Annotated in this window: 12 protein-coding genes and 1 pseudogene; 9 read left to right on the top strand and 4 right to left on the bottom strand. The window is 72.3% G+C overall.

Going from position 1 to position 12,558, the window contains the following annotated elements; all coding sequences use genetic code 11:
* Positions 1-28: 28 nt before the first annotated feature.
* Both Vgi01_RS07650 and Vgi01_RS07645 read right to left on the bottom strand, forming a co-directional pair.
* Positions 29-1,678 carry an alpha/beta hydrolase gene (locus Vgi01_RS07650; RefSeq protein WP_239088832.1) on the bottom strand — a complete coding sequence of 550 codons (1,650 nt, stop codon included), beginning with the start codon at positions 1,676-1,678 and terminating at the stop codon, positions 29-31.
* Positions 1,675-1,971 carry a hypothetical protein gene (locus Vgi01_RS07645; protein WP_204290553.1) on the bottom strand — a complete coding sequence of 99 codons (297 nt, stop codon included), beginning with the start codon at positions 1,969-1,971 and terminating at the stop codon, positions 1,675-1,677. The genes Vgi01_RS07650 and Vgi01_RS07645 overlap by 4 nt, the downstream gene beginning before the upstream one ends.
* A 170-nt stretch (positions 1,972-2,141) precedes the next feature.
* Here Vgi01_RS07645 and Vgi01_RS07640 point away from each other — a divergent pair, with 170 nt between their 5' ends.
* The 9 genes and pseudogenes from Vgi01_RS07640 (at position 2,142) to Vgi01_RS07605 (ending at position 10,001) form a co-directional block, all read left to right on the top strand.
* The gene (locus Vgi01_RS07640) at positions 2,142-3,611 is read left to right on the top strand and encodes an NAD(P)H-hydrate dehydratase (protein WP_204290552.1); all 1,470 of its coding nucleotides are present in this window, start codon (positions 2,142-2,144) and stop codon (positions 3,609-3,611) included.
* A 92-nt stretch (positions 3,612-3,703) separates the two neighbouring features.
* On the top strand, positions 3,704-4,822 hold the full coding sequence (gene alr / locus Vgi01_RS07635; protein WP_102658805.1) for an alanine racemase: 1,119 nt from the start codon (positions 3,704-3,706) through the stop codon (positions 4,820-4,822).
* The gene (locus tag Vgi01_RS07630; protein ID WP_102658806.1) at positions 4,819-5,913 is read left to right on the top strand and encodes an alpha/beta fold hydrolase; all 1,095 of its coding nucleotides are present in this window, start codon (positions 4,819-4,821) and stop codon (positions 5,911-5,913) included. Before alr ends, Vgi01_RS07630 begins: the two co-directional genes overlap by 4 nt.
* 106 nt (positions 5,914-6,019) lie before the next feature.
* On the top strand, positions 6,020-6,721 hold the full coding sequence (gene ung, locus Vgi01_RS07625) for a uracil-DNA glycosylase (protein WP_204290551.1): 702 nt from the start codon (positions 6,020-6,022) through the stop codon (positions 6,719-6,721).
* Positions 6,722-6,878: 157 nt separating this feature from the next.
* On the top strand, positions 6,879-7,229 hold the full coding sequence (locus tag Vgi01_RS07620; RefSeq protein WP_102658808.1) for a hypothetical protein: 351 nt from the start codon (positions 6,879-6,881) through the stop codon (positions 7,227-7,229).
* A gap of 461 nt (positions 7,230-7,690) precedes the next feature.
* Positions 7,691-8,854, top strand: a complete 1,164-nt coding sequence (locus tag Vgi01_RS07615) for a glycoside hydrolase family 11 protein (protein WP_199180231.1) — start codon at positions 7,691-7,693, stop codon at positions 8,852-8,854.
* Positions 8,855-9,119: 265 nt separating this feature from the next.
* A pseudogene (locus tag Vgi01_RS31390) lies at positions 9,120-9,230 on the top strand (tRNA (adenosine(37)-N6)-threonylcarbamoyltransferase complex dimerization subunit type 1 TsaB); the annotation flags it as partial.
* A 2-nt stretch (positions 9,231-9,232) separates the two neighbouring features.
* The gene (rimI, locus tag Vgi01_RS07610; RefSeq protein ID WP_203222346.1) at positions 9,233-9,685 is read left to right on the top strand and encodes a ribosomal protein S18-alanine N-acetyltransferase; all 453 of its coding nucleotides are present in this window, start codon (positions 9,233-9,235) and stop codon (positions 9,683-9,685) included.
* Positions 9,686-9,746: 61 nt separating this feature from the next.
* Positions 9,747-10,001: a hypothetical protein gene (locus tag Vgi01_RS07605; RefSeq protein ID WP_043725801.1), complete on the top strand. Its 255-nt coding sequence runs from the start codon at positions 9,747-9,749 to the stop codon at positions 9,999-10,001.
* A gap of 20 nt (positions 10,002-10,021) precedes the next feature.
* On the opposite strand, the gene Vgi01_RS07600 is transcribed toward Vgi01_RS07605, so the two are convergent.
* Both Vgi01_RS07600 and Vgi01_RS07595 read right to left on the bottom strand, forming a co-directional pair.
* On the bottom strand, positions 10,022-11,677 hold the full coding sequence (locus Vgi01_RS07600; protein ID WP_204290550.1) for a copper resistance CopC/CopD family protein: 1,656 nt from the start codon (positions 11,675-11,677) through the stop codon (positions 10,022-10,024).
* Between the two features lie 9 nt (positions 11,678-11,686).
* Positions 11,687-12,424 carry a DUF4142 domain-containing protein gene (locus Vgi01_RS07595; protein ID WP_204290549.1) on the bottom strand — a complete coding sequence of 246 codons (738 nt, stop codon included), beginning with the start codon at positions 12,422-12,424 and terminating at the stop codon, positions 11,687-11,689.
* Positions 12,425-12,558 lie beyond the last annotated feature (134 nt).

Below are 12,558 nucleotides of genomic sequence, written 5' to 3'. Positions count from 1 at the left end.
GGCCGCCGATTCTGCCGCCGAAGCGCCGTCACCGGCCGAGGACGATCCGGGCCATGCCGTCCAGCGCCGGATTGTCCGGATGCCAGTAGCCGCTGTGGCCGTACCGGCCGCTGGGGAAGCTCCGGCCGCCGAAGGACGCTTCGACCGGGTCCCGCCCGAACCAGAGTTTGTCGTCGTCGCCGGTCAGCAGCCCGACGATCCCGGCGGCGGGGGAGAGGCTGAGCACCGCGTGCCGAGCCAACTCGCCGGGTGACCGGGTCAGGCGGATCACGTCGTCGGGTGCGCGGCTGGCCCACACCTGCCCGGCCGGTACGCCGAGGTCTGCGGCGTGCTGCACGCCGACTCCGGGCGACCCGACGAAGACCAACGCGTCGGCGGCGAGCCCGTGATCCCGGGCGGCACCGCCCACCACCAGCGACCCGTAGCTGTGCCCGAGCACGGTCTGCCGGGCGGCCGGCCCGTCGTGGGTGGCCCGCAAGCCCTCCTGGAACCGGTGCAGCGCGTCACCAGCCGCGTGGGCCTGCCGGTCCCAGGCCGCCTCGTGCAGGAAATCCGGGGCGTCGTAGTCCAACCAGAGCACCGCCGAGGTCTCCTGCCCCGGTGCCAGGTCGGCGCAGCGGGACAGCACCCGGGCGGCGCGGCCCAGATCGTCGGTGGCGTCGTGCAGCCCGGAGGTCGTGCCCGGTACGTGGGTCAGGATGCTGGCGGCCCGATCCGGGTTGCCCAACGCCACCACCGTCCGCCCCTCACCGCCGACGTCCAGTCCGAGCAGGTACGCGCGTGGTGCGTCCGGCGACGCCAGCCGAGACGTCAACGCGTCCAGCCCGCTCAGCGCGGCTTCGACGCTGCGTAGCCCGACCATCTCGGCGGGGCCTCGGGGCATCCGGGCCAGCAACTCCTCCCAGCGTTGCAGCAGCGCGGCCCGGCGTACCTCCAGCAGCAGTCGGTTCGCCTGGTCGCGGGCGGCGGCCGGAATGCCGTCCAACCCGCCGATCAGCTCCGGTTCGTGCCCGACCAACCAACGGCGCTGCGCGGGGCTGAGCCCGCTCCACCAGCGGTTGACCTGGGCGGGATCGGAGTGCGGTGCGGGTCGGTCAGCCGGCGGTCGGCTCAGCCAACCCGACTCGGCGTCCGCGGTCAGTTGATCGAGACGGTCGGCGGCTTCCCGATCCGCCGCGGTGGCCAGGTCGAGGGCGTCGCGCAGCGCCGTCGTCACCGGCGCCACCGTCTGGACGGCCCGGTGGGCCGGCACCCGGCTCGGATCGGGGCTGGTCCGACCCCACCGGTCGATGAGCACTCCGACGCTGGCGGCCAGGGTCACCGCCGCCGCCAGCCGTGCCCGGGCCGCGGTCAGCCGGGCGGCGAACTCGGCAAGCACCTGGTCGATCTCGATCGCCACCGGGGCCAGGGCGAGCAACTCGACCCGCAGGTCGGACACCTGCTTCTCGGCTGCGGTCGCGGCCAGACCCGACCACTGCGACCGCAACGCCGCCGCGTCGTCCGCCAGTTCGGTGGCCCGTCGCCGGGTCGGGTCGAGCAGTCCCGCCCAGGCCGTCCCGGTGGCCCGCCAGCGCGTCGGGTCGGCGGTCGAGAGCTGGGCGTAGCCGACCTGGTCCGGCCGGACCACTCCCGGCCGGGTCACGACCTGGTCCGACTGGACCACTGCCGGCCGGGTCACCGGGGCAGGGCGGAGAGCCGGGCCGCCGCCCGACCGTCCACCGACTCGTAGGCCCGAGCGGCGGCGCGTACCGCGTCACCGGTCCGGGTGACCCGGGCGCCGAGCCGCCCCGACCAGGAGTGCACGGCCGCCTCCAGGGTGCCCAGCGCGACCCCGGCCGACCAGCCGGGGGCCGGTGCCGCCAGCCCCGGTATCCCGGCCAGCCCACTGGCCAACCGATGGCCGTGCTCACCAAGCGATCGCCCGGTCCGGTGCAGCCGTTCCGGCTGCACGGTCAAGTCCTGCTCGCTCATCGCCCCTCCCACCCCGTACCGCCAACGGGCAGGACGCTAGGCGGTGCCGGGCGGCGCGACGGTGCCCTGTGGACAACCGCTGTGGGGCGGACCGTCGGGTTGTCCACAGGCGTTGCCCGGTCGACGGCGGAGGGCTATCTTGCGACCCGCGCGCCGGTAGGGTGGGCCGGGTGAGACCAGTCTGGCGGGTCGCGGACGTACGGGCGGCAGAGGCGGCACTGATGGCCGAACTCCCGCCGGGCACGCTGATGCAGCGCGCCGCCGCCGGGCTGGCGCGACGCTGCGCGCTGCTGCTCGCCGAGCGGGGCGGGGTGTACGCCGCGCCGGTGCTGCTGCTGGTCGGCTCCGGCGACAACGGCGGCGACACTCTGTACGCCGGTGCGCGTCTGGCCCAGCGGGGTGCGGCGGTGTCGGCATTGCTGCTCACCCCGGATCGTGCGCACGCCGACGGGCTGGCCGCGTTGCGCGCCGCCGGTGGACGGGTCGTGGAGCACCCCCCGGCCGTGGTCGACCTGGTGCTCGACGGCATCGTGGGCATCGGCGGGCACGGCGGGCTGCGGGAGACAGCCGAGCAGTTGGCGGCGAGCCTGCTGGACCACGCCGGGCGCGACGGTGCCCGGGCGACGGTGGTGGCGGTGGACGTGCCCAGCGGGGTGGTGGTGGACACCGGCGACGTCCCGCTGACCGCCTCCGGTCGACCCAACGCGGTGCGCGCCGACGTCACGGTCGCCTTCGGTGCGCTGAAGCCGGCCCTGGTGGTCGGTCCGGCCGCCGCGCTGGCCGGGCAGGTGGAGCTGGTCGACATCGGGCTCACCCCGTGGCTGCGCGGCACCCCGGCGCTGCAGGTGGTGGAGTGGTCGGACGTGGCGCAGTGGTGGCCCCGGCTCGGTGCCGCGTCGGAGAAGTACACGCGGGGCGTGGTCGGGGTGGCCACCGGTTCGGCGACGTACCCGGGTGCCGCCATGCTCTCCGTCGGTGGGGCGCTGGCCGGGCCGACCGGTCTGGTCCGCTACGCCGGTGGCGCCCGCGACGACGTGGTACGCGCGCATCCATCGGTGATCGCGACCGGCCGGGTGGCCGACGCCGGCCGGGTGCAGGCCTGGGTGTGCGGGTCGGGGTTGGGCACCGACGAGCGGGCGACGACGGAACTGCGCACGGTGCTGGCCGCGCCGGTGCCCGCGGTGCTTGACGCGGACGCGCTGACCCTGCTGGTCGACGGGTCCCTCGCCGATCAGTTGCGCCGACGTGACGCCCCGATCGTGGTCACGCCGCACGACCGGGAGTTCACCCGACTCTGCGGCGAGACGCCGGGCGCCGACCGGGTCGCCGCCACGCTCCGGCTGGCCGCCTGGATGAACGCCGTGGTGCTGCTCAAGGGCGACCGCACGGTGGTCGGCACGCCGGACGGCCGGGCGTACGTCAACCCGACCGGCACCCCCGCGCTGGCCACCGGCGGGACCGGGGACGTGCTGGCCGGGCTGCTCGGCTCGCTGCTCGCGGCCGGGCTGCCGGCGGAGCGGGCCGCCGCGGCGGCGGCGTACCTGCATGGCCTGGCCGGTCGGGAGGCGGCCCGGTCCGGGCCGGTCACCGCGCCCGACGTGGCCGCCGCGCTGCGGCCGGTGCTCGCCCGGCTGCCCTGACGGTCCCCCCGAGTCCGCCCACCGGGGCAGTCGACCGGCCGGACCTGGCCGGGTCGCCCTGCGGTGATCAGCGCGGAAAGTAGGGTGGAGGCATGTGGCAGGCTGAGGTGCGCGTGGATCTCGACGCGATCCGGGAGAACGTCGACCGGATGCGCGCCGGCACCAGCGCCGAGCTGATGGCGGTGGTGAAAGCCGACGGCTACGGCCACGGAATGGTCCCGGCCGCCCGCGCCGCGCTCGACGCCGGGGCGGCCTGGCTCGGTGTCTGCACGCTTGACGAGGCGTTGGCGCTGCGCGCGGCCGGCATCGACGCCCCGGTGCTCGCCTGGCTGCTCGCGCCGGGACTGCCGCTGCACACCGGCGTCGCGGCCGACGTGGATCTGGGCGTGGCGAGCCTGCCGCAGCTGGACGAGGCGGTCGAGGCGAGCCGCCGGGCGCAACGGCCCGCCCACATCCACCTGAAGATCGACACCGGGTTGTCCCGGAACGGGGCGACGGTCGCCGACTGGCCGGCCCTGCTCGACGCCGCGGCCAAGGCGCAGGCCGACGGTCTGGTCGAGGTGGTCGGGGTGTGGAGCCATTTCGTGTACGCGGACATGCCCGGCCATCCGACCACGGACCGGCAGCTGGCCGTCTTCCACGAGGGGCTGGCCATGGTCGAGCGGGCCGGGCTGCGCCCCCGTTACCGGCACCTGGCCAACTCCGCCGCCACCCTGACCCGACCCGACACCCACTTCGACCTGGTCCGCCCGGGGCTGGCCGTCTACGGCCTCTCCCCGGTGGCCGGTGAGACCTACGGCCTGCGGCCGGCGATGACCGCCCGCGCCCGGGTGATGTTGACCAAGCGGGTTCCGGCCGGCACCGGCGTCTCGTACGGCCACACGTACACCACCGAGCGCGAGGCGAACCTGGCTGTGGTGCCGCTCGGGTACGCCGACGGGGTGCCGCGGCACGCCTCGAACACCGGCCCGGTGCAGCTCGGCGGACGCCGCCGGACCATCTCCGGGCGGGTCTGCATGGACCAGTTCGTCCTCGACTGCGGCGACGACCCGGTGGCCGCCGGTGACGTGGCGACCCTGTTCGGCAGCGGTGCCGACGGTGAGCCCACCGCCGACGACTGGGCCGAGGCGGTCGGCACGATCAACTACGAGATCGTCACGCGCTTCGGCAGCACCCGGGTTCCTCGCGTGTACGACGGCACCGGTTCATGAGTCGACACCTCATCCCCCGGCCACGGACGGCGGCGGGGCGGGCCGCCGGTCTGGTGGGTGCGGCGCTCGGGGTGGCCGCCGCGGTGACCGCCGCCGGGGTCGCCACCGAACGGGCCCTGGTCCGCCGGTTGAAGGCGGACCCGACCGATCCGTACGCCGGTGAGGTCTTCGGTCAGCAGCGGTACGACGAGGCGTACCGGCTGGAGATGCCGGACGGCACCGACATCCACGTCGAGGTGGTCGAGCCGACCCGTCCCGTCGAGGGCAACCCGACAGTGGTGCTGGTGCACGGTTTCTGCCTGGACATGGGCACCTTCCACTTCCAGCGCAAGCTGCTCGCCGAGCGGGGCGAGCACCGGGTTGTCGCGTACGACCAGCCCGGTCACGGCCGGTCCGGTCGGCTGGAGAGCGGCGAGTACGACCTCGACGCGCTCGGCCACACGCTGCGCCGGGTGATCGACGAGGTGGCCGCCGAGGGGCCGCTGGTGCTGGTCGGCCACTCGATGGGCGGCATGACCATCATGGCGCTCGCCGAGTTGTATCCGGAGATGTTCGACGACCGGGTGGTGGGCACCGTGCTGATGGCCACCTCGGGCGGGTTGCTGGCGGAGACGAAGCTGGTCGCCCCGGCCCTGCTCGGACGGGTGGGCAGTCCGGTGCTCTACGTGGCCGGCAACGTCACCCGCTACACCGGACCGGTGATCGACCGGGCCCGCAGGTCGACCACGAACGTGGCCTGGCTGCTCACCCGCAAGTACGGCTTCGGCACCCGCAATCCGAGCCCGGCACTGGTGTCGTACGTGGAGCAGATGAACTCGCGTACCTCGGCCGACACGGTGACCCGCTACCTGCGGACCATCGCCACCCACTCGCGGTTCCCGGCGCTCGTGGCGTTGGAGGACACGCCCGTGCTGGTGATCGTCGGGGACAAGGACATGATCACTCCGGTGACTCATTCCGAGGAGATCGTCCGGCGGTTGCCGCACGCCGAGTTCGTCAAGATCAACGACAGTGGGCACGTGGTGATGCTGGAGCACGCCGACGAGGTGAACGAGGCGCTGCTGGCGTTCCTCGGCACCTGCGGGCGGTAGCGACCGGCTCGCCGGGGGTGCGCAGCGGCTGAGGGCCCGGGGCCGAGGGTCGTCGTACCCTCTGCCTACAGTGCCGGGGACCGACCTCGCCACTGAAAGGCCGCCGATGCCCGACGACGTTGTCACCCTGGACCTGCCGGCACTGCTACCGAGCGAGTGGCGGGAGGTGCTCACCCCGCACCTCGACCCGGCCCGCACGGCCGCGTTGGGCGAGTTCGTCGCTCGGGAGTACGCCACCGGCACGGTCTTCCCGCCGGTCGAGGACCTGTTCTCGGCCTACCGGCTCTGCGCCCCGTCGGCCTGTCGGGTGCTCATCCTCGGCCAGGACCCCTACCACCGCGTCGGCCAGGCGCACGGGCTCAGCTTCAGCGTGCGCGAGGGCGTGTCCGTGCCGCCGTCGCTGCGCAACGTCTTCAAGGAGCTGGGCGAGGACCTGGGGGTGCCCAAGCCGGCCAGTGGCAACCTCGACGGCTGGGCGGCGCAGGGTGTGCTGCTGCTCAACTCGGTGCTCACCGTGCGGCAGGGCACCCCGGGCTCGCACGCCAACCGGGGCTGGGAGGAGTTCACCGACGCCACCATCCGGGCGCTCGACGCGATGGAGTCGCGGGTGGTCTTCCTGCTCTGGGGCGGCTACGCGCGCAAGAAGGCCGCGTTGGTCGGCAACCCGCAGCACGTGGTGCTGGAGGCGGGGCATCCGAGCCCGATGAACCCGCGCGGCTTCCTCGGCAGCCGGCCGTTCAGTGCCGCCAACAAGGCGCTCGCCGACGCTGGCCTGCCCACCATCGACTGGGAGCGTACGGCGGACTGATCGTGCAGAGCGGTTGCACGTTCACCCCTTCGATGCCGGTGGAGTGATTGACGCGTTGACATTCCGTAGTCGGACAGTCGACCATGCAACCAGTTGGTGAGGGTCGATCCCTTCGGCTCGTCGCCGACCTGCCACCACCCGCATCAAGGAGGACTGCATGCGCCCGTCGAAGTCTGTCCGGACCGCCCTGCTCGCCACCATCGGTGCCGCCGCGATCGCGGTGACCGGAGCCCCTGCAGCTGCGGCCGAATCCCGCAGCTGCACCTACGTCGACGGCACCCTGTGCCTGCACGAATCCAAGTGGTTCAACGGTGCCACGGTCGAGTACCCGGCACCCTTCGGCACCGACTGCGTGAACAGCTCGATGGGCTTCCTGGGCTGGGTGAACCTCACCGACTACTCGCTGCGGGTGTACGAGGGCGCCAACTGCACCGGGATCAGCTACTACGTGCCGAGCGGTGACCTGCACAACGTGCAGGCTCCGCTGAGCAGCTTCAAGGTCGTCTGACCTCGGCACGCCCACGACCGACGGCGCCGTGTTCCGTGCGAACACGGCGCCGTCGGCAGTTGGCCGTCCAGCCTCGCCAGCTAGGCGTTCGCCGACGCCGGCCTGCCCACAATCGACTGGGATCGGTCGGCCGGCTGAGCCGTGTGCTCCTGCCTCCACACTGCCCGCACCTACCAGGTGATGGCAGCCGCCTGGTAGTTCCGGAAGTGCCGGTCGGACGACATTTCTTGACTGGCGTCGATATTTAGATAACGATATCGAAGACATAGATGCTTGCTAACTTTTTCAGTCTGGGGGTCAGCGACGACGCAAAGTAGCAGTAGCAGTGGAGCACCCACACAACCGACAGTCCGGAAGTTCATACACCCAAGGCGCAGCATCGACGCGCGGTGACCGTCCCTCGACCACACACACCCCGTCGATTACGCCACGCCGCCTCTCTCAAGGAGAAGCACGCCACCATGAACGAAGTCCCCACTCACCGCAAGAGTCGCCGACGCGGCCGCATCAGAATGCTGGCTGCCGCCGCCTTCGCCGCAGTGTTGGCCACCACCGGCACCATCGCGATCTCGGCCAGCCCCGCCCACGCCGAGGCAGACCGGCAGGTCTGCTCGAACACGGAAGGCACCCACAACGGGTTCTTCTTCTCGTTCTGGAAGGACAGCGGCGACGCCTGCATGGTGTTGCGCGAGAACGGCCGCTACTCCAGCTCTTGGGGCAGGAGCACCAACAACTGGGTCGGTGGCAAGGGCTGGAACCCGGGAACCCGCCGCACGATCACCTACTCGGGCAGCTACAACCCGGGCAACAACAACAGCTATCTCGCCCTGTACGGCTGGACCCGTAACCCGCTTGTCGAGTACTACATCGTCGAGAACTTCGGCAGCTACAACCCGAGCAGCGGCGCCACCCGGCTCGGCAGCATCACCACCGACGGCGGCACCTACGACATCCTGCGCAGCCAGCGGGTCAACCAGCCCTCGATCGACGGCACCGCGACGTTCTACCAGTACTGGAGCGTCCGGCAGCAGAAGCGCAGCAGTGGCACCATCACCACCGCCAACCACTTCGACGCCTGGGCCCGCGTTGGCCTGAACCTCGGCAACCACTACTACCAGATCATGGCCACCGAGGGTTACCAGAGCCAGGGAAGCTCCGACATCACCCTCCGGGAAGGCGGCAACTCCGACCCCGGCAACCCGGGTAACCCGGGCAACCCGACCACCCCGCCGCCCAGTGGCGGTAGCGGCCAGATGATCGTCGGTCAGCAGTCCGGCCGGTGTCTGGACGTGCCGAACTCGAGCACCAGCAACGGCACCCAGCTTCAGTTGTACGACTGCTGGGGTGGCGCGAACCAGCGGTTCACCCACACCTCGAGCCGGCAGCTGACGGTGAACGGCAAGTGCCTGGACGCCGCGAATCAGGGCACCAGCAACGGTACGCGGGTGACCATCTACGACTGCCACGGCGGCGCGAACCAGCAGTGGAACATCAACTCCAACGGCACGATCACCGGAGTGCAGTCAGGGCTGTGCCTCGACGCCGGTGGCAGCGGTAACGGGGCGCTTCTCCAGCTGTACAGCTGCTGGGGTGGAGCCAACCAGCAGTGGAGCCGCCGCAACTGATCCGCCGCAACTGATCTGTCGCAACTGATCTGTCGCAACTGATCTGTCGCCCCCGGGGCCAGGCGCTGACGCGCCTGGCCCCGGGCCTCGTTGAGAACCACAGCAAGATCGACCGCTCTGTGCAATCACAGCGCCGGTACCCGGTGCGACTGGCGCCGTCCGATGTCCTGACCACCCACCGTCATGGGTGCGGTACGCGCGAGCGCTACGGCGATGGCGGGCGGGCGTCCAAGGGTCGGAGGCGGTGCGGCTAGGCTGGGTCATTGTGCTCGTACTGGTGGTGGACAGCTCGACCCCGGCCGTGACCGCGGCGCTCGTCGAGGCCACCGTGAGAGGCGGCACGCCCCGGGCGGTCGCCGCAGCCAGGCCGGCCCGGCCGTGAGCGCCGTGCGGCTCGACCGGTTCCGCTGGTGGCACATCGACGAGGTGCTGACCATCGAGGCGGACCTCTTCGGCGCCGAGCAGTGGTCCGCCGCGATGTTCTGGAACGAACTGGCCAACGGGCACCACTACCGGATCGCGACCGACGACGACGGTACGGTGCTCGGCTACGCCGGGCTGGCCGTCGCACCCCCCGACGAGGCGTGGGTGCAGAACATCGCGGTACGCCGGGACGCGCAACGCCGGGGGATCGGGCGGCTGCTGCTGGAGGAACTGCTCGCCGAGGCGGCGCGGCGCGACCTGCGTGCCGTGCTGCTGGAGGTCGCGGCGGACAACGCCCCGGCACAGCGGCTCTACGCCGGGTACGGGTTCGAACCGATCGGCGTACGCCGTGGCTACTACCAACCGAGCAACACCGACGCGCTGGTGATGCGGCGCATCGAGGACTGAGACCGCCATGGCTGACGGCCATGCCGACGACCAGGGTCAGCGGCTGAGGGAGGACGGCGACGTGATCGTACGGATGTGGGAGGCGCGGGCCGAGCCGTACGGGCTCGCCGAGCTGATCACCTGGGTCTGCGACACGGCCCTACCCGAGTTCGAGCACGATCCGCTGCACGTGTCCAGCGAGGTCTTCTCCTCCACGGATCACCGGGTCGTGGTGATCTCCAAGTGGCGCAGCAACCCGCGCCCGCTGCCCGAGCCGCCGGTGATGCTGCTGGCCCGGCCACCGCACTCCTGGGACTTCACCCAGGTCGACCGCTGAGCCCACGGCCCGGTGCGGGCTCAGCGGATGGTCACCGTGGTGGTGGCGGTGGACCTGTCGATCTCGCTGGTCCGGGCGGCGATGCGCAGCGTCCAGTCACCGGCCACCGGAAAGTGGATCTCGGCGCTGCCGTGGTGCGGCTCCAGCGCGAAGACCTCGACGGTGATCGGTTCGATGCCGGCCTCGGGCAGCGCCGCGGTGATCGTCCACTCGGCGACCGGCAACTCCCGCGCCTGCGGCGTGTAGACGTAGGCGTGCAGGCTGTTCGTGGTGCCGGCGGCGGCCGGGTAGATGTCGAACTGCAGCGTGAACAGGTCGGTGGTCAGCGACTGCGCGACGCCCTCGCGGGTGACCCCGGCCGCTGCCGTGCCGGCCGTACGCCCCGGCGGGGTCTGCACCAGCAACGCGGTCAGCGCCAGGACCACCGCGGTCACCGCGAGTTCGACGCCGGCCGCCCGGGCGACCCGTCGGGGCTGGGCTGCGGCGGCCCGCCGGCGGATCAGTCGCCGCTGTCCGGCGGCCACCGCCAGCACCACGGCCAGCAACGCGGCCTTGGCACCGAGCAGCCGCCCGTACGCGGTGTCCAGCAGCGCCGCCGGTCGGCCGAGTTCGATGGCGGCCTGGATCAGCCCGGCGGTCACCAGCCAGGCCACGGCCACCGTGGCCCACCGCGACCAGGCAGGCAGGATCCGGGCGAGGACCCGCTCGTGGGTGCCCCGCAGCAGGAACACGGTAAGCGCGAGCAGGCCGCCCAGCCACACGGTGATCCCGGCGACGTGCACCGTGGTGAGCACGATGCTCACCTGTGGTACGGGTGCGGCGACCGGATGCCCGGCCAGTGGCCAGGTGGCCAGCCCGGCCACCCCCACCACCGCGAGCGCAGCGGTGCGACCGCGTCCGGCGGTGCCCCGGGTGACCGCCGGCAGCAGCGCCGCGGCGAGGCCGACAAACGCCAGGCGTACGGCCAGCACCAGCCCGATGTCGCTGTCCGCGACCGCGCGCAGATCCGCCAGGGACAGCCGCCCGACGGGTGCGCCGACCACCTGCGCCGCCTGCCCGATCCAGGTGCCCACGGTGGCGGTGGCGACCAGTCCGAGCCCGATCAGTGCCATCACCGTGGCACCTCGCCGGGACCGTCGGCGGGGCCACATCGACGCGGCGAGCAGCGGCGGGCCGACGGCCAGCAGCAGGCCCAGGTAGCCGACGTACTTGGCCACCGGCACCAGGATTCCCGCCGGTGACCCGGCCCCGGCGTCGGCCGGCAGTGGCGGGGTGGCCGACGGGGCGCCGGCGGCAAAGGTGAAGCTGCCGGAGATCGGGTGGCTGTCCGCCGAGACGACCCGGTAGCTGACCAGGTAGGTGCCGAGCGGTCGGTCCGCCGCCCGCAGCGCGATCCGCATGGTCCGGTCGCGGACCTCCGGGTCACCGACGTTGATCCGCTTGCCGTCGGGGGCGAGCACCTGTACCCGACCGGGCACGACGGCGACCGGCTCGCTGAAGGTCAGCAGCACCTCGCGCGGGGCGTAGCCCAGCACCTCGTCACGCTGCGGCGTGGTGGCGACCACCACGGCGTGCGCCGCCGCCGGGCCGGCCGCCCCCAGGACCGCGCCCAGGGTGGTGCAGAAGGTGGCCAGGAGCAGCCCGAGCAGGACCCCGGCCCGGGTACGGGTGGGCATCGCGCGGGATCAGTTGCGGCGCAGCAGGCGGTAGCTGAGGAAGCCGCCGGTGCCGATGGCACCGAGGAAGACCACCCAGATCACCGTGTTGCTGATGCCGATCTGCGGACCGGTGTTTGCCGACGCGGCGGCGATCAGACCGTCGTTGCCCGGCGCGGGCAGGGCGGCCGGCGGCAGTTCGGCGTACCTGACCAGACCGGTGCTTTCCAACATCAGCATGTGGTCGCCGACGAACTTGTTGGTGGCGTTGGCCAGGTCCCGGATGATGTCGTTGCGGGTGCTGGCCCGCACCGCGCCGACCACCGGGAAGATCTTGCCGTGGGCCACCCTGAGGCGGGTGACGAAGATCTGGTCGAAGCGGGCCCCGGTGGCGTCCTTCATCTCGGTCAGCCACTGCTGCTGTTCGGCGGTCGGCTGGTTGGGGATGGTGGCGCCCAGCTTGTTGGCGGCCTCCACGGTCAGCCGGTCCAGCTCCTCGTGTTGACGGGCGATCTCCGCGCCGATCTCCCGGACCACCCGGGACTGGCCCTTCTCGGCGGCCATCTGCCCGGCCGGCATCTCCCAGAGCCCGGCCAGCCGTACGCCGTCGAGCAGGGCCTGATCGGCGGCGGCGAGTTGCTGACCTGCGGGCGCGCCCAACGCCAACCCGGGCAGCACGACGAGGGCCGCGGCGATCGTGGTGAGCAGCACCGCCAACCGCGGGGACCGATTGCCCTGCCGGCGACGAGCGGAATCCAGCGATGCCATGTCTGCGGTGCCTCCTCGGTCGAGAACCGATCATCTGCCCGACGGGCGTCCGCACGCCGTTGGCCGCCCGTCCGCACACTGGTACGGATCGACCGGCCGATCAGTTCATCGTTCGCGAATCCACCTCACGGCGG

This window comes from Micromonospora gifhornensis (assembly GCF_016863515.1).
Classification (GTDB): Bacteria; Actinomycetota; Actinomycetes; order Mycobacteriales; family Micromonosporaceae; genus Micromonospora; species Micromonospora gifhornensis.
Note: the sequence above shows the minus strand (reverse complement) of the source record. Positions and strands in the feature narration are given on the sequence as shown.

Bases quoted from the DNA above. Each gene is read 5' to 3' on its own strand.
- Vgi01_RS07645 (WP_204290553.1), bottom strand. From the start codon at position 1,971: ATGAGCGAGCAGGACTTGACCGTGCAGCCGGAACGGCTGCACCGGACC.
- alr (WP_102658805.1), top strand. From the start codon at position 3,704: ATGTGGCAGGCTGAGGTGCGCGTGGATCTCGACGCGATCCGGGAGAAC.
- Vgi01_RS07630 (WP_102658806.1), top strand. From the start codon at position 4,819: ATGAGTCGACACCTCATCCCCCGGCCACGGACGGCGGCGGGGCGGGCC.
- ung (WP_204290551.1), top strand. From the start codon at position 6,020: ATGCCCGACGACGTTGTCACCCTGGACCTGCCGGCACTGCTACCGAGC.
- Vgi01_RS07620 (WP_102658808.1), top strand. From the start codon at position 6,879: ATGCGCCCGTCGAAGTCTGTCCGGACCGCCCTGCTCGCCACCATCGGT.
- Vgi01_RS07615 (WP_199180231.1), top strand. From the start codon at position 7,691: ATGAACGAAGTCCCCACTCACCGCAAGAGTCGCCGACGCGGCCGCATC.
- Vgi01_RS07600 (WP_204290550.1), bottom strand. From the start codon at position 11,677: ATGCCCACCCGTACCCGGGCCGGGGTCCTGCTCGGGCTGCTCCTGGCC.
- Vgi01_RS07595 (WP_204290549.1), bottom strand. From the start codon at position 12,424: ATGGCATCGCTGGATTCCGCTCGTCGCCGGCAGGGCAATCGGTCCCCG.